The organism is Flavobacterium sp. JAS, assembly GCF_020991455.1.
In the GTDB taxonomy this organism is placed as follows: Bacteria; Bacteroidota; Bacteroidia; order Flavobacteriales; family Flavobacteriaceae; genus Flavobacterium.
Window position 1 is genome coordinate 1 of sequence record NZ_JAJMOX010000002.1, and the last position, 23,795, is coordinate 23,795.

Annotated in this window: 21 protein-coding genes; 11 read left to right on the top strand and 10 right to left on the bottom strand. The window is 32.4% G+C overall.

Translation table 11 applies throughout. From position 1 onward, the window contains the following. The first annotated feature begins 530 nt into the window (after nt 1-530). The 5 genes from LPB88_RS02290 to LPB88_RS02310 all read left to right on the top strand — a co-directional run bounded on the left by LPB88_RS02290 (nt 531) and on the right by LPB88_RS02310 (nt 4,302). Nucleotides 531-1,121, top strand: a complete 591-nt coding sequence (locus tag LPB88_RS02290; protein ID WP_230712182.1) for a TetR/AcrR family transcriptional regulator — start codon at nt 531-533, stop codon at nt 1,119-1,121. A 109-nt stretch (nt 1,122-1,230) separates the two neighbouring features. Further along, nucleotides 1,231-1,998, top strand: coding sequence for an SDR family oxidoreductase (locus LPB88_RS02295; protein WP_230712183.1), 768 nt, complete (start codon nt 1,231-1,233; stop codon nt 1,996-1,998). Between the two features lie 21 nt (nt 1,999-2,019). Continuing rightward, a complete protein-coding gene (locus LPB88_RS02300; protein ID WP_230712184.1) occupies nt 2,020-3,021 on the top strand; it encodes an NADP-dependent oxidoreductase in 1,002 nt (333 codons plus the stop codon). Between the two features lie 220 nt (nt 3,022-3,241). After that, the gene (locus tag LPB88_RS02305; protein WP_230712185.1) at nt 3,242-3,517 is read left to right on the top strand and encodes a fatty acid desaturase; all 276 of its coding nucleotides are present in this window, start codon (nt 3,242-3,244) and stop codon (nt 3,515-3,517) included. Between the two features lie 110 nt (nt 3,518-3,627). Further along, nucleotides 3,628-4,302, top strand: a complete 675-nt coding sequence (locus tag LPB88_RS02310) for a M15 family metallopeptidase (RefSeq protein ID WP_230712186.1) — start codon at nt 3,628-3,630, stop codon at nt 4,300-4,302. Here LPB88_RS02310 and LPB88_RS02315 read toward each other — a convergent pair whose 3' ends face one another. The 8 genes from LPB88_RS02315 to tsaD form a co-directional block, all read right to left on the bottom strand. Further along, nucleotides 4,303-4,869 carry a hypothetical protein gene (locus LPB88_RS02315; RefSeq protein ID WP_230712187.1) on the bottom strand — a complete coding sequence of 189 codons (567 nt, stop codon included), beginning with the start codon at nt 4,867-4,869 and terminating at the stop codon, nt 4,303-4,305. A 2-nt stretch (nt 4,870-4,871) separates the two neighbouring features. Continuing rightward, a complete protein-coding gene (locus LPB88_RS02320; RefSeq protein WP_230712188.1) occupies nt 4,872-6,050 on the bottom strand; it encodes a class I SAM-dependent methyltransferase in 1,179 nt (392 codons plus the stop codon). Between the two features lie 3 nt (nt 6,051-6,053). Next, nucleotides 6,054-7,145, bottom strand: coding sequence for an AI-2E family transporter (locus LPB88_RS02325; protein WP_230712189.1), 1,092 nt, complete (start codon nt 7,143-7,145; stop codon nt 6,054-6,056). A gap of 112 nt (nt 7,146-7,257) precedes the next feature. After that, nucleotides 7,258-8,208 carry a zinc metalloprotease gene (locus tag LPB88_RS02330; protein WP_230712190.1) on the bottom strand — a complete coding sequence of 317 codons (951 nt, stop codon included), beginning with the start codon at nt 8,206-8,208 and terminating at the stop codon, nt 7,258-7,260. Nucleotides 8,209-8,515: 307 nt separating this feature from the next. After that, entirely contained in the window at nt 8,516-9,013 is a 498-nt protein-coding gene (locus LPB88_RS02335; protein ID WP_230712191.1) for a TrmH family RNA methyltransferase, read from the bottom strand. Between the two features lie 10 nt (nt 9,014-9,023). Beyond that, complete coding sequence (locus LPB88_RS02340; RefSeq protein ID WP_230712192.1) at nt 9,024-9,662, bottom strand: DUF4159 domain-containing protein; 639 nt, start codon at nt 9,660-9,662, stop codon at nt 9,024-9,026. A gap of 160 nt (nt 9,663-9,822) precedes the next feature. Continuing rightward, nucleotides 9,823-10,536 (bottom strand): 16S rRNA (uracil(1498)-N(3))-methyltransferase, encoded by a 714-nt coding sequence (locus tag LPB88_RS02345; RefSeq protein ID WP_230712193.1) that lies wholly within the window; start codon nt 10,534-10,536, stop codon nt 9,823-9,825. 3 nt (nt 10,537-10,539) lie between these two features. After that, nucleotides 10,540-11,562: a tRNA (adenosine(37)-N6)-threonylcarbamoyltransferase complex transferase subunit TsaD gene (tsaD, locus tag LPB88_RS02350; protein WP_230712194.1), complete on the bottom strand. Its 1,023-nt coding sequence runs from the start codon at nt 11,560-11,562 to the stop codon at nt 10,540-10,542. A 207-nt stretch (nt 11,563-11,769) separates the two neighbouring features. Here tsaD and LPB88_RS02355 point away from each other — a divergent pair, with 207 nt between their 5' ends. The 6 genes from LPB88_RS02355 (at nt 11,770) to LPB88_RS02380 (ending at nt 20,610) form a co-directional block, all read left to right on the top strand. Then, nucleotides 11,770-16,260, top strand: coding sequence for a translocation/assembly module TamB domain-containing protein (locus LPB88_RS02355; protein WP_230712195.1), 4,491 nt, complete (start codon nt 11,770-11,772; stop codon nt 16,258-16,260). A 310-nt stretch (nt 16,261-16,570) separates the two neighbouring features. Then, nucleotides 16,571-17,557 carry a 6-phosphofructokinase gene (gene pfkA, locus LPB88_RS02360; RefSeq protein WP_230712196.1) on the top strand — a complete coding sequence of 329 codons (987 nt, stop codon included), beginning with the start codon at nt 16,571-16,573 and terminating at the stop codon, nt 17,555-17,557. A 95-nt stretch (nt 17,558-17,652) separates the two neighbouring features. After that, nucleotides 17,653-18,657 (top strand): type I glyceraldehyde-3-phosphate dehydrogenase, encoded by a 1,005-nt coding sequence (gene gap / locus LPB88_RS02365; protein ID WP_089353943.1) that lies wholly within the window; start codon nt 17,653-17,655, stop codon nt 18,655-18,657. A 130-nt stretch (nt 18,658-18,787) separates the two neighbouring features. Next, nucleotides 18,788-19,639 carry an N-acetylglucosamine kinase gene (locus tag LPB88_RS02370; protein WP_230712197.1) on the top strand — a complete coding sequence of 284 codons (852 nt, stop codon included), beginning with the start codon at nt 18,788-18,790 and terminating at the stop codon, nt 19,637-19,639. A 13-nt stretch (nt 19,640-19,652) separates the two neighbouring features. Next, complete coding sequence (locus LPB88_RS02375) at nt 19,653-20,027, top strand: methylglyoxal synthase (protein ID WP_110837612.1); 375 nt, start codon at nt 19,653-19,655, stop codon at nt 20,025-20,027. Between the two features lie 196 nt (nt 20,028-20,223). Then, on the top strand, nt 20,224-20,610 hold the full coding sequence (locus tag LPB88_RS02380) for a methylglyoxal synthase (protein WP_230712198.1): 387 nt from the start codon (nt 20,224-20,226) through the stop codon (nt 20,608-20,610). Here the strand turns inward: LPB88_RS02380 and LPB88_RS02385 are convergent. Continuing rightward, nucleotides 20,591-20,971, bottom strand: coding sequence for a RidA family protein (locus LPB88_RS02385; protein WP_230712199.1), 381 nt, complete (start codon nt 20,969-20,971; stop codon nt 20,591-20,593). The two genes, LPB88_RS02380 and LPB88_RS02385, sit on opposite strands and share 20 nt — an antisense overlap. 23 nt (nt 20,972-20,994) lie before the next feature. Continuing rightward, complete coding sequence (locus tag LPB88_RS02390; protein ID WP_230712200.1) at nt 20,995-23,721, bottom strand: putative LPS assembly protein LptD; 2,727 nt, start codon at nt 23,719-23,721, stop codon at nt 20,995-20,997. Nucleotides 23,722-23,795: the final 74 nt, after the last annotated feature.

Here is a 23,795-nt window from a genome sequence, read left to right on the forward strand (position 1 = left end):
GTTTCTATAGAAACAGGGTTTTTTGTTTTATAAATTTTTGGGGGTTTAACCGCAAAGCATGCTAGGGAGCAGGGTTATGATAATGTATTATGCTTCAATGATTGAAACCGTTGGCAATGTATTCTAGTGATGTCTGTTTTTTTGGTGTTGGAATTTGGAATTCAAAAATTGGAATTTCTTTATAATTATATCGTTTCTTTTTATTCTAAAGCGCGTTAGGGATGGAAGCGATGTCCTTTTGTGATACTCAAAACTTCTCGAAATACTGAAACCTCTATCACAAAAGATTTAGCGGACAGCGCGATCCGGAGAGAAAGGCTATTAATTGCATTTTTACAAATGTTTTATTTAAAGTTTTAAAGAGTATTTGCTTCTTATTCATATTGGAATTTTTTGTTGTTCTATAGAAGAATTAATAGATAGTTTTATTGCTTTTGAATATGTGAAGAATGCAAACGTAAAAATATTTTTCTTTTTATATGTTTTAAAATATACTTTTTAGTATATTTGTACTCTAAATTAATTTTACGATGCTTACAAAGGCTGAAAGAACTAAACAATTCATATTAGAAACAGCGGTACCTCTTTATAATGAAAAAGGTATTTCAGGAGTAAATATTGATGATGTTCTCGAAGCTACAAAACTTACGAAAGGATGTCTTTATGGCCATTTTGAAAATAAAGAAGATTTGTCTGAACAAGTGGTTGAGTTGGCTCTTAAAATGGTTTCTGATAAAATTAGAGCTGCAGTTTACAACGGAAAAACGATAAAAGATAAGATATTTGCCTTTTTAGATTTTTATAAAAATCCTATAGAAACTTATATTTCTGGAGGATGCCCGATATTTAATACAGCTGTGGAAGCCGATGATAATTATCCTTTTATAAAGGAAAAAGTTGCCAAAGTGTTTAAAAGTGGTCAACAAGAATTGATTGCTTTACTTCAGGAAGGAATTAATAATGGCGAGTTTTCTAATACTCTTGATCCTGCAGTTTTTGCCTTTAAATTGGTGGCTTCGGTCGAAGGTGGAATAGTAATGTGTAGAGTGATGGATACTGCAAAGCCAATGCAGGGACTTGTTAAAAGCTTAAAAAATGAGTTAGAACAATATTCTATCTAATTTTTTTTGGGAATAAAATAGACTAAAAAGTCTAAAAAAAAATCTGGAAGATTGGCACTTTTGCCAAATAGTCAAAGAAATTAAAACTAGAAATTTTAATAAAAAAATAATGAATATAAAAGGTAAAACAATATTAATTACTGGAGGCGCTTCTGGTATTGGTTTAGAATCGGCAAAACAGTTTTTGGGCGAGGGGGCAAATGTTATTATCACAGGTAGAAATCAAACAAAATTAGATGCTGCAAAAAGAATACTTCCCTTGGTTACTATTATTCAAAGTGATGTTGAAAATCCCGAAGATTCAAAAGTGCTTTTTGAGAAGGTTGTTGCTTTGGGCGGAATCGATATTTTATACAATAATGCTGGAGTTGGAAGCCCGGCACTTAATTTGGGAATTGCAAATGAGCAAATTTTAAGGAATGCGATCTATGAAATGAACGTGAATTATTTTGGCGTTATTAGATTGAATACCCTTTTTATAGACATGCTGAAATCAAGGAAGGAAAGTGCTATAATAAATACAACATCTATTTTAAGTTTAGTGCCGGCTTTAGAAGAACCAACTTACGCAGCAACGAAAACTGCTTTGAGCTTTTATACCCGAATACTTAGAAAGAATCTTGAGATATTAAATAGTGGCGTAAAAGTGTTTGAGCTACTTCCTCCGGTTGTAGCAACAGAGATGACTGCTAAAAGAAATGATAAGAAAATAACTCCCGAACAACTGGTAAAAGCACTTATTTCCGGAGTTAAAAAAGATCAATTTACGATTCGGGTAGGAGACACAAAACTATTATATATCGTTAGCAGGTTTTTCCCAAAACTGGCTTTCAATTTGGTAAATCCTAAAAAGATATATGCAAGCTTAAAGTATTAATGGAATTCTAAAATAGTAATAATGAAAGCATTTATAATTAATAAATACAGTAAGAAAGGGAGTTTGCAATTTACTGAAATACCATTACCGGAATTAAAAGACAATGATGTTCTGGTTGAAGTTTATGCTGCAGGAGTGAATCTTTTAGATTCCAAAATAAAGGCGGGTGAATTTAAACTCATTTTGCCTTATAAGCTTCCATTAGTTCTGGGGCATGATGTAGCAGGAGTAATTACAAAGATCGGGAAAAATGTAAAAAAGTTTAAAGTTGGCGATGAAATTTATGCCAGACCAGCAGATCATAGGATAGGAACATTTGCCCAATTTATTGCTATAAATGAAAAAGATGTTGCACATAAACCTAAGAATCTTTCTATGGAGGAAGCAGCATCTATTCCGCTAGTGGCTTTAACAGCATGGCAGGCTTTAGTGGAAATTGGAAAAATCAAAAAAGAACAAAAAGTATTTATTCAGGCGGGTTCAGGAGGAGTAGGGACTATTGCAATTCAGCTAGCTAAATATTTAGGTGCTAGAGTTGCCACTACCGCAAGTGCCAAAAGTTTTGATTTACTTCATGAACTTGGGGCCGATCTTATTATTGATTATAAGAATAGTGATTTTGAAAATCTGTTGAGTAATTATGATGTGGTGCTAAATAGCCGGGATAAAAAAACGCTCGAAAAATCATTACGTATATTAAAACCCGGAGGTAAACTTATTTCTATTTCTGGACCGCCAACACCAGATTTTGCTAAAGAAATTAAAGCGCCATGGTTTGTAAAAATAATTCTTTCTCTAATAAGTTCAGGCATTCGAAAAAAAGCAAAAAGTAATAATATTGATTATTCGTTTTTATTTATGAAAGCTGATGGTGAGCAGCTAAGTAAAATTACAACACTCATTGAGTCAGGAACAATTAAGCCGGTTCTGGATAAGGTTTTCCCTTTTGAAAAAACAAACGAAGCCATATCGTATATAGAAAGCGGCCGGGCAAAAGGAAAAGTAGTTATCAAGATAAAATAATTTTTTTAGCATATTGATCCTCACTTTCAATTTAAAATGAGCACCTAATTTACGAAATAGTTATAAATGAAATTTTTTTGATTTTCATTCATTGTGGCCCTATGAAGTAATTTAAATGAAAATCAATTATGATTTAAATTCGGAGGTGGGACTTAACTGATTTAGACCAGAACCGAATGCTTGTTTTGAATTGGGAGCGGGTGATTAATAAAAAATCGCTATGTACTTATGTAAAAGCATGGTAGGAGTTGTAGCCCTTGTATCGACTCATGTGGATGAAGATGCACATTTTCCCGCAACGGATCAAGACGGAAATCTTTCTGCCACCGGGGCTATGCATCAAATGATTGTGACTAAGGATTTTAGTACAGAGCGTAAACTGGCTAATTTTTTATATGGAGGTTTTACTCATCATATTGCTCATCATCTTTTTCCGGGAGTAGGGCATACCTATTATCCTTATATTACGCAGTACGTTCCCATTTTAGGATGTTGAAAAATAAAGGAATACAAGAAAATATCATGATGAGAGGAGAGATTTAGAGAATCAATAACATTCCTTAAAATGGTTTTGTTTATATTTACTCCACACAATAAAACTTTGCAATGAAAATCAACCTAGGTACATATTCTGCGTCATTATTATTATTATTATTTCTTGGATTTTTTCTCTCTGTTGCTTCTGTAAATGCACAAAACGAAGTTCACACAACTGAAATAAAACAAGAAATTGCTGATACCACTTTTGTAAATTTGAAAGATTACAGTCAGGATTTTATTTATGACATGAAGTACGCAACTGAAGATAATTTTTTGAAAGCCAAGGTTTATGATTGTGCCGAATGTATGTTGCGTTATAAAACGGTAAAAGCGTTAATTACGGCCAATAAAGAATTTATGAAACAAGGATGTAAAATAAAACTATTCGACTGTTATAGACCTTTGTCTATTCAGAAAAAAATGTGGGAGATTGTTTCAAACCCTGAGTATGTAGCCGATCCAAAAAAAGGCTCCATCCACAATAGAGGAGGAGCCGTAGATATTACTTTAGTCAATGATAAAGGAGAAGAAATCGAAATGGGAACTCCTTTTGATTTTTTCGGGATTCAGGCAAGTCATAATTATAAAAAATTCCCTGTATCAGTACGAGCAAACAGAAAGTATCTCAAAAGTATAATGATACAAAGTGGTTTTAACTCATTTGATTCTGAGTGGTGGCATTATAATTTAAAAACAGGTTTAAATGATAAAGTTTCCAATCAAAAGTGGGATTGCAATTAATTATTCAACACATCTGATGTTGTCCATAAAATAAGTATTGGGGTGGAAAACTTTTCCATTTAATTCAGATGTTAATTCGCTTTTTACAATATAATCTTCAACATCTGTTAAGTATTTTATTCTCATAATAGAAACTGGAGACTTTTTTAGTTCTTCAAAATTATCTTTCATAAACATAAAAATTCCAGTTTGAATACGGTTATCAAAACCTTTGTCATCGCGAACCAGAGTTCCGCAATTTTCCTGGTCAATGTGAAGTAAAGTCACGATTTTACCGTTTTCTAATTGTAAAAATACTTTTGAGTTTTTGTCAAAGCAATTTGCTTTTATAAAGTCTTTGCTTTTTTGAATCAATTGCAGGTTTAAGGTTGGTAAACCATCTGTTTGAGCCAATGAAAAGAAAACATAACTAATTTTACCTGCAAAGTTTTTCTCGCTAATTAAGTATTCGTTAGTTATTTTATAAGTACCAATTGAGTCGGTTACATTGGTACTGTATTCACATGGTTTTTGGGCAAATGCAGTAAGGGTTAATAGAAAAAAAGTTAGTGTAATTAGTTGTTTCATTTTTAAGTTATTTTTCTGCAAATTAAAACTATTTTGTTATCATTTTTATCTGTTGTAAAAAAACAATACAAATTTCCGCCATTTTTTATTTTCCATTTTTTTCGAATGTTTTCTACCGTGTCCGGAAAGTTTCTTGTGGTAAGGTTTGCCTGCTGATTTGCGAGCTCATTTTTCATCTCATTTTTGCTGTACGGAATGACTTTTTCAATTTCAAAAGTTCTTCCCGGAAAATCAATTAACGCATCTGAGGTGTATAAATGAGAATGTTTATGCAATTTATTGATTTCGAAAATAGCACTTACTTGATCAAAACCACCAGATTTCATAATGGCTGAATTAGGTTCGTAAAGATATTTTTGAGGAAGATGATAAAACGGAAAAACAGAATTGCCCAAAAGAAATTCAAAAGTTTCCGTTTTCTCTTTTAAAATATTGGCAGTCTTGATTGTAATCTCGCCCGAATAATGATTGTGAATTTCAAAAAGCAATTCTTTTACTTCATTTTCAAGAGCAATAATATGGATGTTTTTAACGAATTTTAATTCTGATAAACCAGCAGAAATATCCAGTAAAGGAGCCGTTTTTATTAAAATAGAATCTGTTTTTTCGAAATAAAAATCTAAAGATTCCGGCACATTTGGCAAGCAATCTTTCAGCATAAAGACTTTGCCTTTTGCATCATTCCGGCGGGAAGGATCAATATAAATCCAATCCCATTTTTGGTTTGATTCTTTTAAAATATTAGCTGAATCATCGGCATAACAAACACAATTTTCAACTTTAAGCTGTTCAAAATTATGTTTTACAATTGCCGATAAATCTTCGTTTATTTCGCAGTGCGCAATAGTTTTGAATTTTTTAGAAAAGTAATAATCGTCAACACCAAAACCTCCGGTAAGATCAATTAAAGTTTTACCCGAAATTAAAGAAGCTTTATAAGCAGCCGTTTTTTCAGAAGAGGTTTGTTCAACAGAAATTTTACTCGGATAAATAATAGTATCAGCAACAAACCAAGTTGGTAATTTGTCTTTTGCTTTTGATTTGGCTTCAATTTGATTTAAAATTAAAATCCAGTCTACTTCAGGAAATGGATTTTTCTGAAGTGCTAATTTTGTAATCGATGCACCACTATTTTGAGTTATAAAATCCTGAATATTCTGGCTTAAAATAGAAGTGTTCAATGTTTAAATTCTTTCGGTTAATACGGAGACAATTTTGTTGTCAGGAAAAAATTCTTTCAAAATTACTTTCACCATTGTAAATACAGGAATTGCGATAATCATTCCGACAATCCCAAAAGTAATTCCGCTGATTAAAGTAACCAAGAATATTTCTAACGGGTGCGAATTTACACTTTTTGACGAAATTATTGGCTGACTGATGTTATTATCAATAGCCTGAACCAGTAAAAATCCAATGATTACATATATAGTAGTAGGAAGAATTTCTGATCTGAAATCGCTGCCAATTAAACTAATCATTGTTAAGAGTCCAGCTAATATGGTTCCAATAATAGGTCCTATATATGGAATGATGTTTAGAATGGCACATAAAAAAGCAATAACGAAGGCGTTTTTATTTCCAAAAATCATTAAAACAATAAAATAGAGAATAAACACAACCGTTAATTGAAGTAATAAGCCAATGAAATAGCGCGTTAAAAAGTGGTTTATTTTAGTAATCGAGTTTAAAATTTTGTCTTCGTTGGTATCAGGAAGAATTTTTCGTGCACTTACTTTAAAAGCATCCTGATCTTTAATAAAGAAAAAAGTAATAAAAAAAACAGATACCAATCCCATACCCATATTGGCCATAAAACCTAGGATAGAGTTTAAAAAAGAGGTAAAATAACTAAAATCCAGCAGAGAAGTCACCTTTGGATTTTTTAAAACTTTATTAAAATCTACATGCTGGATATTGAAATAAGTTTCTATACTTCTTTCACTTTCAATAAATTGCTTCTGTAAATTATCTGTATCTAATAAGGATAAATTGTTGGCTTGAGAAATGATTAACGGAACAAATAATAAAATAAAACCAACCATTGCCAGTATAAAAATAATCAGGGCAGTAGTTGCAGCGAGAGAATTGCCAAATTTTAATCTATTTTTTAAAAATTGAACTAACGGATTAGCTATCAAACATAGTATCAAAGAAATGCATAAGTAAACAATTACGGTTTGTATCTCATATAAAAAATACAAAATGGCGGCAATAACTAAGATTGTTGCAAGAGCTCTTAAGATTCCGTTAGAAATAATTTTAGATGTTATCATATTTCGATTTTAGATTATAAATATAGGAAAAAGCTTTTAAAATTTTCATGGAAACAAAAAAAAGCGAGATGAATACATCTCGCTTTTAAGTTTGCTATTTTGCTTTTCTTTTTTAGATTCCAAAAGCAGCTCTTGGTCCTCCTGAAAGGAAAATTGCAGCCATTCTGCTTTTTTGACCGTTTGAGAACATGTACATTGCATTATCGTCAACATAATCCATGTAATTCATTGTCATTTCTACAGGAGTTCCTGCACAAGTACTGTAATGAGGGTAAGCAGGTACACCATAGTTTTCAGCATTGTGAGTCGGAGTATCAGATACTAAATCGCTTCCGCAAGTTGCATCTCCCCAGATGTGACGTAAATTCATCCAGTGACCTACTTCGTGTGTAGCAGTTCTTCCTAAATTGTAAGGAGCAGCACCAGCACCAGATAAACCAAAATATTTAGAATCGATTACAACTCCGTCAGTTGCAGAAGCACCTCCAGGAAATTGTGCATATCCTAAAATTCCACCACCAATAGTACAAGCCCATAGGTTTAGTTTTGTAGTTGGCGAAGTTGGAGCCAAACCACCTTTTGATGTTTTTTTCATGGCATCAGCTGTTCCCCATGAAGTTTTTGTAGTCGATTTTCTGATGATTTGGTCTAAAACAAATGTAATTCCAACATTCGCTTTAACGCCAGAAAAAAGAGCAGGTACGCTGTTGAAATCTGAATTTAATGCATTAAAATCTTTATTAAGGACATCAATCTGAGATTGAATTTGAGCATCAGAAATGTTTTCAGTAGCAGTTCTGTACAATACATTTACTACAACCGGAATTTCGACTTTGCCATTTACAAGTCTACTAGTTAACATCTTTTTTTCTGTAAATGCTTCAATTTCATTCATTCTGATCGCTAACATCGGATCAGCTTTTAATTGTGCCTCTAATACTTCTTGTGTGGCGCATCCACGTCGAGCTGTAGCGCTTGCTTCTGAGCCAGCTGCTTCAGATTGGTCATTTTGACAAGAAAACAGCACTAACGCTGTGAATGCGGTAATAAGAACTTTTTTCATAATAATTTGGATTTTTGTTATAAAAAATTAAATTTGGTTAATTATGTGACAATTTTATAACAAAAAGATATTGTACCAAAATTTTTTTACTAAATTATTTTTAGGAAATTTTGCAAACCCTTGTATAATCTAGTTCCTACAAAAAAGTTAAAGTTATTTTTAAGATGTTTTTTCTTACTTATTGTTTTTAAACGCACTTTAACGATGTTATTTGCCTTTAGTCGAGGGTTTTGAATATTCCTGTTAAATACTATCCAGAATCGGTTCAGATTTTTAGTTAATTGTTTTGTAATATTTTAACAAAAACTCAGAAAGCAGTAATCTCGTACAATGCTATACTTGCAGCTTGTACAACATTCATACTTGAGTTTTTTCCGAACATATTTATGTGCACAATTTGGTTCGAAATTTTTAAAAGTTCATCCGAAATTCCATCAATTTCACTTCCTATTAAAAGTGCAATTTTTTGATTGTCAGGAATAACAACTTCTTTTAGCGGTTTACTATTGCTTGCAATTTCCAAAGCAATAATCTCAAAGTTATTTTGAAGTAAGTAATCAACAAGCTCGCTCGTTTCTTCGATTACTGTATGAGGCACATGAAGATGTGTGCTTCTTGAAGTTTTGTTTATTTTACGAGGTGTCAGCGGAATGTCTTTTCCTAAAAAGATGATATTCTCTACCCCAAAAGCTTCACTAATTCTAAAAAGAGAACCAATATTCTGTTGAAAATAAATATGATCACAAACTAATGTTATCGGAAATGTTTTTCGTTCAAATTGATTTTCTTGGTGAGTAAGCTGCACTTTCTAAAGTTTAATTGGTAAAAATATAATTGATAATGTTAGCGCCCATTTTCAAGGCTTTTTCTCTAACGGCCAGAGGATCATTATGAACTTCAGCATCTTCCCATCCGTCACCTAAATCACATTCATAAGTATATAGTAATACAAGTTTATTTTCTACAAAAATTCCAAAAGCCTGCGCCCGCGTTCCGTCATGTTCATGAATTTTTGGTAATCCGTTTGGAAAAGGAAAGGGTTTCTGGAAAATTGGATGATTTGCCGGAAGTTCTACCAGATTATTATTTGGGAATATTTTTTTTATTTCTTTTCGAATATATTGATCCATTCCATAATTGTCATCAATATGAAGAAACCCGCCACTATATAAGTAATTTCTAAGATTACTTATATCAGAATCGCTAAAAACTACATTTCCGTGTCCGGTCATGTGCACAAAAGGATATGAAAGTAAATCTGGATTACTTGGTTCAACTGTAGACGGTTTTGTTTTTATTCGGGTATTAATATTGGCATTACAGAATTTAATCAAATTAGGTAAAGATGTTGGGTTTGCGTACCAATCACCGCCGCCGCTGTATTTTAGTAAAGCAATTTCCTGCGAAAATACTGAGGCGGAAACCAATAAAAACAAAAGAAATATTTTTTTCATACCAATTTTTTTTTTGTCATTGTAGCAGACGTTTTTTTTGTCATCTCGACAGAGGAGAGATTACACTAGGAACTCCGGATAGTATATCGTCAATCTTTGTAGAGTTACGAGTGTGATCTCTCGTTCCTCGAGATGACAAAACTAGACCTTTTATTAGCTTTTAATTAGGCGTTTCATTAAAAAAGACAACACTATGACAGGCTACAACGGCAGCAGTTTCAGTTCGCAAACGGGTATTTCCTAACGTAACGGGTTGAAAATTATTTTCTAAAGCCAATGCAATTTCTTTTTCAGAAAAATCTCCTTCAGGACCAATTAAAAGTGTTATGTTTTCATTTGGCTTTAAAACATCTTTCAAAGATTTTTTATCAGTTTCTTCGCAATGTGCTATTAATTGTAAACCTTCATTTTTTTGTTTAATGAACTCTTTAAACGAAATCGCCTCATTTAATTTTGGTAAATAAGTTTCATTAGATTGTTTCATTGCAGAGAGAATAATCTTTTCAAAACGTTCTAAGTTAATCACCTTTCGCTCAGAACGATCACAGATTATTGGCGTAATTTCCTGAATTCCAATTTCGGTAGCTTTTTCTAAAAACCACTCAAAACGATCGTTCATTTTGGTTGGAGCAACCGCAAGATGCAAACGAAATTTAGGCTGAGGAGTTTTTTTTATCGAAAGTACTTCAACAATACATTTGTTATCTGAAGCCAGCGTGATTTCAGTTTCAAATAATAATCCCAAACCATTTGTAACGTGTAGAATATCCGAATCTTTCTTTCGTAAAACCTTTATAATATGGCGGCTTTCTTCTTTATCAAAAAAGAAGGTTTCAGTTGTTTCGTCGATATCAGGATTGTAAAATAATTGCATAATTTAAAATTGAATTCGCGCTTTCGAAACTACAGCTGAAGTTTCGAAACGACTTGATAAATATTTTTGATACCCTACAATTCCAATCATTGCGGCGTTATCTGTTGTGTATTCGAATTTTGGAACAAAAGTTTTCCAGCCGTATTTGGCTTCACTTTCTTTGAGTCGGGTTCTGATTCCTGAGTTTGCCGAAACTCCGCCACCAATAGCAATTTGCTTGATTCCGGTTTCTTTTACAGCTAATTTCAGTTTATCCATCAAAATTTCGATAATTGTATATTGAATAGAAGCGCAAATATCATTCAGGTTTTCTTCGATGAAATTTGGGTTTTTTAATTTTTCTTTCTGAATAAAATATAAAATTGCGGTTTTTAAACCTGAGAAACTAAAATCTAATCCGGGAACTTTAGGTTTTGTAAAAGCAAAAGCTTTTGGATTTCCTAATTTCGCATATTTATCAATTAATGGCCCGCCAGGATAAGGAAGTCCAAGGATTTTGGCACTTTTATCAAAAGCTTCTCCAACTGCATCATCAGTGGTTTCTCCGATAATTTCCATATCAAAAAAGCCATTTACTTTCACAATTTGAGTATGACCACCACTAATTGTTAAGGCTAAAAACGGAAATTCAGGTTTATCAAAACCTTCTTCGTCAATAAAATGAGCCAAAATATGGGCATGCATATGATTAACCGCAATTAGCGGAATTTTTAGGGCTAATGATAACGATTTGCTAAAAGAACTTCCCACTAACAAAGATCCCATTAAACCCGGACCTTGTGTAAACGCAATGGCAGTTAACTGTTCTTTTTGTACATTTGCTTTACGAAGTGCCGCATCAATTACAGGAACAATATTTTGTTGATGTGCTCTTGAAGCTAATTCAGGAACGACACCACCATATTGATTGTGAATTAGCTGATTGGCCACAACATTTGACAGTACTTTATCGTTATGTAAAACCGCGGCGGCAGTATCATCGCATGAACTTTCGATGGCAAGAATAAAAACCTCTGAATTTTGCATATAAAGGCACAAATTTTGAATTATATTTGACAAATCAAATTTTTAATTTTCTTTGACTGTAAGGAGAAGCCAAAATTAAAGAATTTTTATCAAAAACAGTCGTTCTTTGTCTGTTCAAAGCAAATTTAAAAGAAAACTAAAATAAAAGCAGCTATCAAAAAAGTACAGAAAATAGTATCCAGGACCCTAATTGGGTTAATCTTACTTTTGTTAGCACTCGCTATCATCTTGTCTTTGCCTGTGGTTCAGACAAAAATTGCCAATTATATTACAGAATCTCTGAACAAAGATTTTAATGTTAATATTAGTGTCGAAAGGACCGCAATAAATATTTTTGGTGGTGTTAAGTTAAAAAAAGTTCTAATCTTAGATCATCACAAAAAAACAATGATCTATTCAGATATTGTTACAACTGATATTTTGGCCTTGAAAAGGCTGCTTGATGGGGATTTGATTTTTGGGGATCTCCGATTAACAGGTTTAATTTTTAATTTAAAAACCTATAAGAACGAGCACGAAAACAATCTTAACATTTTTATTAAAGAATTTGAAAAAGGTCCAAAATCTCCAAAAACAAGCAAGCATTTTTTATTAACTGCTAAAAATGCATACATCGACAAAGGTGCTTTTTCTGTGGTTGACGAAAATAAAACGACACCAAAATTTCTTGATTTTAAAAAGCTGAACGCTTATATCAGCGATTTTAAATTATACGGTCCGGATGTTAATACAATGATTCACAGATTTTCTTTTTTGGATCACCGTGGTTTGTATGTTTCAAATTTTGCCGGGAAATTCAGTTATACCAAAAAACAAATCAAAGTAGAAAATCTGGCTATAAAAACCAAAAGATCATCGATTTATGGTAAAGCAATTTTGAATTATAAAATCGAAGATTTCTTAGATTTTACAGATAAAGTAAAGTTTAATGTGGCACTAGATTCGGCTTCGATTGCTTCAAATGATATTCGTTATTTTTATGACGGACTAGGGAAAAATCAACATTTTAAAGTTAGAACCAAGATAAGAGGAACGCTGAATAATCTTAATTTAAGACATCTTAAACTTAGCGATACCAATGGTTCGATAATTGCGGGAACGATTAATTTTAGAAACCTTTTAGGAAGCAAAACTCAAAAGTTTTCTATGGAAGGAAAGTTTGATAAACTGATTTCCAGTTATGACAATCTGGTTGTTTTATTGCCAGGTGTTTTAGGAAAAAAACTTCCAAAGGAGCTCCAGCGTATCGGGAAGTTTAATATTGTTGGAAAAGCAAAAGTCTCAACAACAGATTTAGAGACCGAGTTTAAGATGATAACTGATTTAGGAAATGGTCAGGCCAATATACACATGAATAATATGGACTTTATTGATAGAGCCTCTTATTCAGGAAATATTATTTTGGATAATTTTAATATTGGAGCTTTATTGAATCGTAAAGATATTGGAAGAACAACTCTGGATTTAGATGTTGATGGTGTTGGTTTTACAGAGAAATATCTAAATACGATTGTAAAAGGTGATATCGCAAAATTAGATTATAATAAATATACCTATAATAATATTGTTGTAAACGGTAATTTTAAATTACCTTATTATAAAGGGCAACTTTCTATAAATGATCCAAATTTGAGTTTGACATTTGATGGTTTGGTCGATTTGAGTAAAAGAGAAAGTAAATATGATTTTCATATAAATGTTGAAAATGCCGATTTACGAAAATTGAAATTCGTTAGCGATTCGATTTCTAGTTTTACAGGAGACGCAGTTGTTGAACTTACCGGAAACTCAATTGAGAATCTTCAGGGGAATGTATATATTAAGGATGCTGTTTATCAAAATCCAAAATCTACCTATGCTTTTGATGAAGTAACAATCAGTTCTAATTTTGATGCAGATCGATTGCGAACCATTACCATTAATTCTACAGACGTTATAAACGGGAAAATTGTAGGTAAATTTCAGTTTGCACAATTAGATAAATTGGTTATGAATTCGGTAGGAAGTTTATATACCAACTATAAACCTTATAAAGTTAAGAAAGGCCAGTTTTTGAATTTCAATTTCCATGTCTACGATAAGGTTGTCGAAATGTTGTATCCGGAAATCAATATTGATTCGTCGACTGTAATGCGTGGTAAAATAGATTCAGATCTTGAGGAGTTTAAGTTTAAATTTAAATCTCAAAAGATTACTGCGGCAAAAAACACCTTTGATAATATCCGAATTAATATTGACAATAAAAATACACTTTATAATGCTTATATCGAACTAGACAGTATTAAGACTCCTTATTATAAGGTACGTGATTTTAGTTTGATTAATGTTACTGCAAAAGATACGCTTTTTGTTCGTTCAGAGTTTAAGGGTGGAGATAAAGGCGAAGATTATTATAATCTGAATTTATTTCATACGATAGATAAAAACAAAAATAATATCGTTGGTATTAAGAAATCTGAGATGAAGTTTAAAGACTATTTATGGTATTTAAATGAAGATGAAGAAAAAGATAACCAAATTGTTTTTGATCAGTTTTTTAAAAATTTCACAATAGATAATATTGTTCTCTCACACGAGAATCAAAAGATTGATTTGAACGGATTCATAAAAGGAAAGGACTATAAAGATATTGTCCTCAATTTTGAAGATGTTGATATAAATAAGATTACGCCATTTAATTCCAAGTTTGTTTTTAATGGTAACCTAAATGGTCAGGTAAATTATAAGCAGAATAAAAGTGTTTATCAGCCAACGGCATCTATTGTTATCGATCATCTCAATTTGAATAAAATAGACTTAGGAACGCTGAATTTTGATATTGCTGGTGATGAAAGCTTTAAAAAGTTTACGGTAAATTCCTCGATCCAAAATGGTTTTACAGAATCATTTAAAGCTAATGGAACTTTTGCAATCGAAAATAAAGAAACTCTTCTGGATCTGAGTTTAAAACTCGAAGGATTTAATCTGGCAACTTTAGGGGCTGTGGGCGGCGACGTTTTATCAAATATAAGAGGAAGCGTTTCCGGAAATGCTGCTGTTGTAGGTAATCTTAAAAAACCTGAAATAAATGGTCGTTTGTATGTAGAAAAGGCCGGAATGACAATTCCGTACCTAAATACTGATTATGAGTTGAGTGATCGAACGGTTATTGATTTGACCGACGAAAAGTTTCTGTTTAGAAACAATCAATTAACAGATACCAAATACGGAACCAAAGGATTGTTAAACGGAAGTATTGAACATCATAATTTTGGAGACTGGAAACTGGATCTTACCATAACTTCTAAACGATTGGTGGCGCTGGATACAAAAGATAGTGAAGATGCGGCTTATTTTGGAACTGCATTTATAAATGGTACCGCAAGTATAAAAGGTCCAACCAACAGCCTATTTATTAAAGTAGCTGCGAAATCTGAGAAAGGTACCGAAGTTAAAATACCTATTAATAATGCGCAGAGTGTTGGAGAAAGTAGCTGGATTCATTTTGTAACACCACAAGAGAAATACAATCTGGCAAATGGTATTGTCGAGAAAACCAGAAATTATAACGGACTTGAATTAGAATTTGATTTTGATATTACACCAGATGCCGAAGTGGAAGTAATCCTCGATAGAAATTCCGGACATGGTATGAAAGGAAAAGGTTATGGATCGTTATTGTTTAAGATCAATACACTGGGTAAGTTTAATATGTGGGGAGATTTCCAGGCATACGAAGGAACTTATAACTTTAAATATGGAGGTTTAATCGATAAAAAATTCTCAGTTAAAAAAGGAGGATCTATTATTTGGGAAGGAAACCCGATGAAGGCACAGCTGAATTTAGAAGCAGTTTATAAAACATCGGCAAATCCTGCTGTGTTATTAGATAATACTTCTTCCTTCAATAAAAAAGTGCCAGTAGAAGTTGTTATTGGGTTAAGAGGAGATTTAACAAGTCCGGATCCTAATTTTGATATTCAATTTCCTTCAGTTAGTAATGTTCTTAAATCTGAGATACAATATAAGTTAGACGATAAGGATATTCGTCAGACACAGGCACTGTATTTATTATCCACAGGTTCTTTTATGAGTACAGACGGATTTAGTCAGGGCGATTTATCCGGAACATTAACAGAGACGGCCTCTAGTTTGTTAGGAGGTATTATAAAATCGGATAATGATAAAGTTAATATCGATTTGAATTATATTTCTGCTGATAAAAGATTGGGTCAGGAGGCAGATGGACAGTTTGTGGCTAATATATCATCTCAGGTAAACGAAAGGATTACCATCAATGGTAAATTAGGAGTTCCGGTAGGAGGTGTAAACGAATCTGCAATTGTGGGTGATATCGAAATTTTATATAGAGTAAATGAAGATGGGTCTATGAACCTGCGTTTGTTTAACAAAGAGAATGATATCAATTATGTAGGGCAGGGAATTGGTTATACACAAGGTGTTGGTATTTCGTATGAAGTAGATTTTGACACCTTTAGCGAATTGGTAAATAAAATATTCAAGGACCATAAACTTGAAAAAGCTATAAAAAACTCTAATAATGATTTACAGGATTCTAATTTAAATCCAGATTTTGTGAATTTCTCTAATAAAAAGGATGCTGAGAAAAACAAAAAGAAAACAGAGAAAAAAGAAGAAGAGAAGAAACCACCTCCACAAAACAATAACGAAGGTTTAATTCCTGATAATGACTTTTAAATCATTTTGTTAAATATATGTTTATAAAAAACCATTCGTTGTTGCGAATGGTTTTTTTATGCTAAATTTAGAGGTCCAAAAGGAAATTTAGAATTTGTAAAAACTCTGATTTTTATAACACTTCATTAATGTATTGTTAATTTTAAACATTTAATTAAAATAAGAGCCTTTTATTATTTTAAATGAAATTTTTGTTATCGAAAAACTTATTAACGAAAACGTTTGAATTTAACATATTTTATTAATTTATGACAATTACCACCTATAAAGTGGTGAATGTTTGCTAATTTTACACTTTAATACTTAAATAATGCCAAAAACAATAAAAAAAGTTGGTGTTCTAACTTCAGGAGGAGACTCACCAGGAATGAATGCCGCAATACGATCAGTTGTTCGAACATGTGCTTATCATAATATAGAATGCATAGGAATTTATAGAGGGTATCAAGGAATGATCGAAGGTGATTTCAAAGAAATGGGCCCTCGAAGCGTAAATAATATAGTAAACAAAGGTGGAACGATCTTAAAATCGGCTCGTTCTGTTGAGTTTAGAACCCCGGAAGGTAGAAAGAAAGCTCATGAGAATCTTTTGAAAGCAGGAATTGATGCTCTTGTTGTCATTGGAGGAGACGGAAGTTTTACCGGAGGTTTAATTTTTAATGCGGAATATGATTTCCCGATAATGGGAATCCCGGGTACAATTGATAATGATATTTTTGGTACAACTCATACATTAGGATATGATACTGCCTTAAATACTGTTGTAGATTGTATCGATAAAATTAGAGACACTGCAAGTTCTCATAACCGTCTGTTTTTTGTAGAGGTTATGGGTAGAGATGCCGGTCATATTGCTTTAAATGCCGGAATTGGTGCTGGTGCCGAAGAAATTCTTATCCCTGAAGAAGATTTAGGTTTAGACAGATTGCTGGACTCTCTTCAAAAAAGTAAAGCTTCAGGAAAATCATCAAGTATAGTTGTTATCGCCGAAGGGGATAAAATTGGTAAAAACGTATTCGAATTAAAAGATTACGTTGAAGCTAACTTGCCTGAATACGACGTAAGAGTTTCTGTTTTAGGACACATGCAGCGTGGTGGATCTCCATCTTGTTTTGACCGTGTTTTGGCAAGCCGTTTAGGTGTAAAAGCTGTAGAATCTTTAATTGAAGGTAAATCAAATTATATGGTTGGTTTGCGTGAAGATAAAGTGGCTTTGACTCCATTAGAGCAAGCAATTAAAGGTAAATCTGAAATTGATAGAGAATTGTTGAGAGTGTCAGACATTATGTCGACATAACATACATATAAAAGTTTAAAAAAGGAATGAAGTTTATTGTGAGGAAATTAGACTTTAAATTAGTGTAATAAAAACAAAAGCAAAAATTAAGTAAAATGTCAAAAGTAAAATTAGGAATAAACGGATTTGGACGTATTGGAAGAATCGTTTTTAGAGAAACTTTCAATAGAGATAATGTAGAAGTGGTAGCAATCAATGATTTGCTAGATGTAGATCACTTAGCTTACTTATTAAAATATGATTCAGTTCACGGTCGTTTTAACGGAACTGTAGAAGTAAAAGAAGGAAAACTTTATGTAAACGGAAGAAACATCCGTATCACTGCAGAAAGAAACCCTGCTGATTTGAAATGGAATGAAGTAGATGTTGATGTAGTTGCTGAATGTACTGGTATTTTTACAACTATCGAAACTGCAAATGAGCACATTAAAGGTGGTGCTAAAAAAGTAATTATTTCTGCTCCGTCTGCAGATGCTCCAATGTTTGTAATGGGAGTAAACCATGAAACAGCAAAAGCTACTGATTTAGTAGTTTCTAACGCTTCTTGTACTACTAACTGTTTAGCTCCTTTAGCTAAAGTTATTCACGATAATTTCGAAATTGTTGAAGGTTTAATGACTACTGTTCACGCAACAACTTCAACTCAAATGACTGCTGATGGTCCTTCTAGAAAAGACTGGAGAGGTGGACGTGCTGCTAGCATCAACATCATTCCTTCTTCAACTGGAGCTGCTAAAGCTGTTGGAAAAGTAATTCCTGCTTTGAATGGAAAATTAACTGGAATGTCTTTCCGTGTTCCTACTGCTGACGTTTCTGTAGTAGATTTAACTGTAAAGGTAGCTAAAGAGACTTCTTATGAAGAAATTATGGCTGTTTTGAAAAATGCTTCTGAAACTACAATGAAAGGTATCTTAGGATATACTGAAGATGCAGTTGTTTCTCAGGATTTTATTTCTGATAAAAGAACTTCAATCATTGATGCTGGTGCAGGAATTGGTTTAAATTCAACTTTCTTCAAATTGGTATCTTGGTACGATAATGAGTACGGATACTCTAGTAAATTAATTGATTTGTCTGTGCATATTGCAGGTTTAAAATAATAATATATAATTTTGCAAGATCCCGTTATTTTATAGTAACGGGATTTTCTTATTTTGTTACTTCTTTAATTAATGTGTAAAATACACTTTTAAATTAATTAAAAAGCAACTAATCCAAAAACTGAATAAAATGAAATTAATAGTTGATAGTGGGTCTACTAAAGCCGATTGGATTGCAATTGATGATAATGGAAAAGTATTATTTACCACGCAAACTCTAGGATTAAATCCTGAAATTCTTGATGGTCCTGAAATTATAGAAAGATTAAATGATCGTTTTGATATTTTACAAAACAAAAAAAATGCTTCACATTTGTTCTTTTACGGAGCAGGTTGTGGAACAGACAGAATGAAACAATCTTTATCACAAATCTTTCAGGCGTATTTTTCTAATGCAATTGTAGAAGTTCATGAGGATACTTACGCTGCTGTTTATGCAACTACTCCAAAAGGAGAAGAGGCAATTGTGAGTATATTAGGAACGGGATCTAACTGCAGTTATTTTGATGGAAAAGTTTTGCATCAAAAAGTACAATCTTTAGGGTATATTGCCATGGATGATTGTAGTGGTAATGTTTTTGGAAAAGAATTAATCAGAAAATATTATTTTAATAAAATGCCTAAGGAATTAGCAGTTGAATTTGAAAAAGAATACAACCTGGATCCTGATTTTATTAAAAATAAATTATACAAAGAACCAAATCCAAATGCGTATTTGGCGACTTTTGCAAAGTTCCTGATCAAACATAAAGACACTGAATTTTGTAGAAAAATTATCTTCAAAGGGATGAAATCTTTTGTTAAGAATTACATCAAACAATTTGATAATTGTAAAGAAGTTCCGGTTCATTTTGTTGGTTCAATTGCTTTTTATTTAAAAGACGAATTACAAGAAACATTTAATAAATATGAACTTCAATTAGGGAATGTTTTAAGAAGACCTATTGACGGATTAATTGCTTATCATGTTGCTAATCAATAAATAAAATTAAATGATTGAAATTGCTATTATAGCTCACGACGGTAAGAAGGCAGATATGGTTCAGTTTTTAAATAAAAATAAGACACTTCTCCTTAAAGAAAATATTAAGCTGATAGCTACAGGAACTACCGGAAGCAAGGCTGTAAATGCCGGTTTTAAGGTAAAAAGAATGCTTTCAGGACCAATGGGAGGTGATGCACAAATTGCTGCGCGTGTAGCCGAAGGTAAAACGCAAATGGTTTTCTTTTTCAAAGATCCGTTGGCAAGCCACGCTCATGAAGTCGACATTAATATGCTTATTCGCGTGTGTGATGTACATAATGTGCCTTTAGCAACAAATGAAGCTTCTGCTCAATTGTTATTAAATGCTGTTGCATTAGAGCTTTAGGATTTTAATTCATTTCGATTATATAAGAAACCGTTTCCATTACCGAAACGGTTTTTTTATTGCCTGTAAAATAGTAATAATGACTTATTTTGTAGTCTTTTTTACTGTTTTTCTAAATATTTGATATTCATTATCTTATGTTTAATCTGTTTTGCTTTTTTAAAGTAAATTTGATTAGTATAATTATTGTTAAATCATGAAAAAACAAACTTTAATTGCAATAATTGCTCATGATAATAAAAAAGCAGATATGATTCAGTTTTTAATTAAAAACGGAATTACACTGCGACATGATAAAGTAAAACTTATTGCAACAGGAATATTAGGGAAAAATGCTGAGAAATCGGGGTTTAAAATAAAAAAGATGCTTCCGTGTTCAATGGGTGGGGATGCTCAAATTGCTTCTAAAGTAGCAGAGGGAAAGATTAATGTCGTTTTTATGTTTACAGATCCATTAGTGACCAATGCTCATGAAGTCGATATTAAGATGCTTGTCAGGATGTGCGATGTTCATAATGTGCCGCTGGCAACAAATGAAGCAACGGCACAATTATTTTTAAATGCTATTGTACAGCGATTATAGATATTTCTACATTTACATTTTTTGGCAAACATGCTACCTGAACAGTTTCACGTGCAGGAGCCGTTTTTTCATTAAAATAAGATCCGTAAACAGCATTTATAGCAGCAAAATTATTCATATCCATAATGAATATAGTTGCTTTTACTACGTTTTCAAAAGTCATACCTGCCGCTTCTAAAATAGCTGTAATGTTTTCCATTACTTGTTTGGTTTCATCATTGATGTTCTCAGTAACAAGTTCTCCAGAAGCCGGATTTATAGCAATTTGGCCAGAAGCATAAAGTGTATTTCCTGATAATACGGCTTGATTGTAAGGTCCAATTGGTGCTGGAGCTTTTTCAGTAAAGATGATTTTTTTCATAATAAATTTATTGATTTAAGGAATTATCGATTTGAGGTACTTCGTTTATTCCATTTAATATCACTAAGCATTCCGGATTTAATTCCAATGAAGAAGTTCCAGTTTGAGTTTGTCCCTAACGGAGACCAGTTAAAGGCCATTCTCCAGCTCAATAAATCTCTTTCAAAACGGAATTGAGTAAAGGTAACTCCCTTTTGTACAAAATCGTAACCGGTAGAAACTCCACCTTTCCATTTTGGAGTAATATCCATGTTGACGGACACCATAACAGAGTTTCCGGAGATTTTATTTTCTCTTTTAATATTTGTATACGTTAAGGAATAGGCAAGAGTCATGTCCCATGGAATTTTCGATTTAAAAAACTCGCTAATTACATCTTTATCATCATCTTTTTCATTTGCAAATTGGCTATTTCTACTGTCTGTTAAATCAGTATTGGTACCAAACAAGTCATCATTTCGACCACCATTACGCTGACTTTGCGTGTTTTTTTCGTCTTTGTCGGTACCTTTGTTTGAGAACGAGTAATTTAAGGTTAGATTGGCATTTGTCATTCTAAATAAACTTCCTCCATTGTCGATATTATACATGTCGATCCTGTCGTTATTGCTGTTTAAAGCATAAGGATCTAATGTGGCTCCAAAATTAACATTCATCTTGTTTTGGAAAAGCTGTGTTCCACCACTAATAAGTAAGGGTTGCCAAGCTAAAATATCTTTACCATTTGCATTAAAATTATAATTTGTGCTAAGGTTTAAGTTGTTTAATAACATTACTTTTTTAGGTTCAGTCTTTGTGCTGTCCCTGTCTCTTACTTTGGCCTCAAAAGTGTTGCTTAAAGCAAAAGCGACAATGTTTGAGTTTTCTTTCCCGGGAGCACCATAAACACCTCCTGCAAATCGTGTGTATTGGTCTGTAAGTCTTCCTGAAGCATCTACAGCATAAGTGTCGTAGTATTTTTCGAAACTTGGTGTGTAAGAGTAGCTAATTGTAGGACGCATTACGTGGCGAATCGATTGGATTCTTTTGTCACTTCCAAAATTAAAAGTTCCATAGATAGTTGTACCTAAACTTGAGGTGAAATTGTATGTTCTAAAAGAGTCAAATCCGTTCACAACTTTATCTACAACTTTGCCCTGATCAGTATCATAATTTTTGTTAATGGTTTTAGTAACCCATGTTTCCTGATAATTAGTAGCTGCTTGTGCACTAAAATATTTGAACAATTTAAAGTTTGTACTTAACGGAATAGTATGCTGCATCCCAATTTGAGCATCTCTAAACATTTGAGGTTTAAAAAACAAGGAATCAGTAGTTGTAATATTGTTTTTACCGCTTAAGTTGTATTGTAAGTTAATGTTTTTTATAAGTCCTTTCTTTACGCCGTTTTTCCCAACAAAAGGATAAACACGATCAACACTTGCCTGTAAAGTTGGTAAAGTCATTGTAATAACTTCAGTTTGCGTGTTTTGTTGATGCGTTGCTGATAATGAAAAACGAGCTTGCGGAATAGTATTGAAAGTTTTGCTATAGGATATAGAAGAACTTAAAGTATTGTTCAGATTCGAACCAATATTAGCCTGATTGATAGATTGCTTAAAGTATTTACTACTACCCATATTCACCGATGCAGAAAAGCTAGAGTTAGGGCTTGATTTAGTATCTCTTGAATGCGACCACTGAATGTTGTAAATATTCTGTTTACTATAATCCGGATAACCACGCTCACTGTTAATTAAATTTTCGAAACGAATGTTAACATTTCCTCTGTACTTATATCTTTTGGCATACGCCGATTCAAATCGCATGGCGTAACTACCATTAGTATAATAATCGGCTAAAACGGTTAAATCATAATTTTCGCTTAACGCAAAATAGTACCCCATATTCTGAAGTGAAAATCCTCTTGTGTTTGAGTCATTGTAACTTGGAATAATGATACCCGAAACACTTTTTTCCTGGCTCATTGGAAAATAAGCAAAAGGTAATGCAAGGGGAGTTGGTACATCAGCAATAACCATATTAGTTAAACCTGTGATTACTTTTTTACCAGGTATAAATTTTACCTTATTAGTTTGAAAATAATATTCGGGATTGTCAATATCTTTTGCTGTTGTAAAACGGGCACCTTTTAAGAAGTAAACAGAGTCGTTTTCTTTTTTAGTAACAGCAGCTTTTATTTTAAATTCACCTTGTTCGGTTCTTGAATTGAAAATTAAAGCTTTTTTGGTTTTAAAATTAAAACGGATAGAATCAGGCTGAACTTCGCTTGCTCCTTGTTTAAAGTTTGGATATTGTGATAAAACCCCGGCAGAATCTTTTATTCTTCCGGCATAAACTTCATCTTTTTCATAATTTAAAACAATGATACCAGATTTTAATTCGACATCCTTATAGTATAATTCGGCTTCATTATATAAAGTAATCAGTTTCTTCTTCTGATCAATTTTGGCGTAATCTTTAGCTCTGTACTTTACTTTACCGTCAAGAAAAGTCTTTTTAGGTCTAACAGTATCCAGTTTTATAGTATCTGTAACAGTAGTTGTAGATTTATCTGTAACATTAGTTACTGGCTTATCTGTTTGTTTTACAGTTGTTAATGGCTTTTTTTTGTTTTTTATCTCTTGCGAATATAATTTACCACTTCCTAATGTTAGGAAAAATGATAATAAAACGATATTAAATAAGTTTGTATGCAAAGGTTTAAATGCTATTTTTGTAAAATTATGGCTTGTTTTTTGACATGTCAAACTTACATATAATTTTTTGGCAAAAATAATCAATTGTAAAAATTATAGCAGTTGCGTTTTATTAAAATTAACTT

Coding starts and splice junctions, on each gene's coding strand:
- LPB88_RS02290 (WP_230712182.1), top strand. CDS start 531: ATGCTTACAAAGGCTGAAAGAACTAAACAATTCATATTAGAAACAGCG.
- LPB88_RS02295 (WP_230712183.1), top strand. CDS start 1,231: ATGAATATAAAAGGTAAAACAATATTAATTACTGGAGGCGCTTCTGGT.
- LPB88_RS02300 (WP_230712184.1), top strand. CDS start 2,020: ATGAAAGCATTTATAATTAATAAATACAGTAAGAAAGGGAGTTTGCAA.
- LPB88_RS02305 (WP_230712185.1), top strand. CDS start 3,242: ATGTACTTATGTAAAAGCATGGTAGGAGTTGTAGCCCTTGTATCGACT.
- LPB88_RS02310 (WP_230712186.1), top strand. CDS start 3,628: ATGAAAATCAACCTAGGTACATATTCTGCGTCATTATTATTATTATTA.
- LPB88_RS02315 (WP_230712187.1), bottom strand. CDS start 4,869: ATGAAACAACTAATTACACTAACTTTTTTTCTATTAACCCTTACTGCA.
- LPB88_RS02325 (WP_230712189.1), bottom strand. CDS start 7,145: ATGATAACATCTAAAATTATTTCTAACGGAATCTTAAGAGCTCTTGCA.
- LPB88_RS02330 (WP_230712190.1), bottom strand. CDS start 8,208: ATGAAAAAAGTTCTTATTACCGCATTCACAGCGTTAGTGCTGTTTTCT.
- LPB88_RS02340 (WP_230712192.1), bottom strand. CDS start 9,662: ATGAAAAAAATATTTCTTTTGTTTTTATTGGTTTCCGCCTCAGTATTT.
- LPB88_RS02345 (WP_230712193.1), bottom strand. CDS start 10,536: ATGCAATTATTTTACAATCCTGATATCGACGAAACAACTGAAACCTTC.
- tsaD (WP_230712194.1), bottom strand. CDS start 11,562: ATGCAAAATTCAGAGGTTTTTATTCTTGCCATCGAAAGTTCATGCGAT.
- pfkA (WP_230712196.1), top strand. CDS start 16,571: ATGCCAAAAACAATAAAAAAAGTTGGTGTTCTAACTTCAGGAGGAGAC.
- gap (WP_089353943.1), top strand. CDS start 17,653: ATGTCAAAAGTAAAATTAGGAATAAACGGATTTGGACGTATTGGAAGA.
- LPB88_RS02370 (WP_230712197.1), top strand. CDS start 18,788: ATGAAATTAATAGTTGATAGTGGGTCTACTAAAGCCGATTGGATTGCA.
- LPB88_RS02380 (WP_230712198.1), top strand. CDS start 20,224: ATGAAAAAACAAACTTTAATTGCAATAATTGCTCATGATAATAAAAAA.
- LPB88_RS02385 (WP_230712199.1), bottom strand. CDS start 20,971: ATGAAAAAAATCATCTTTACTGAAAAAGCTCCAGCACCAATTGGACCT.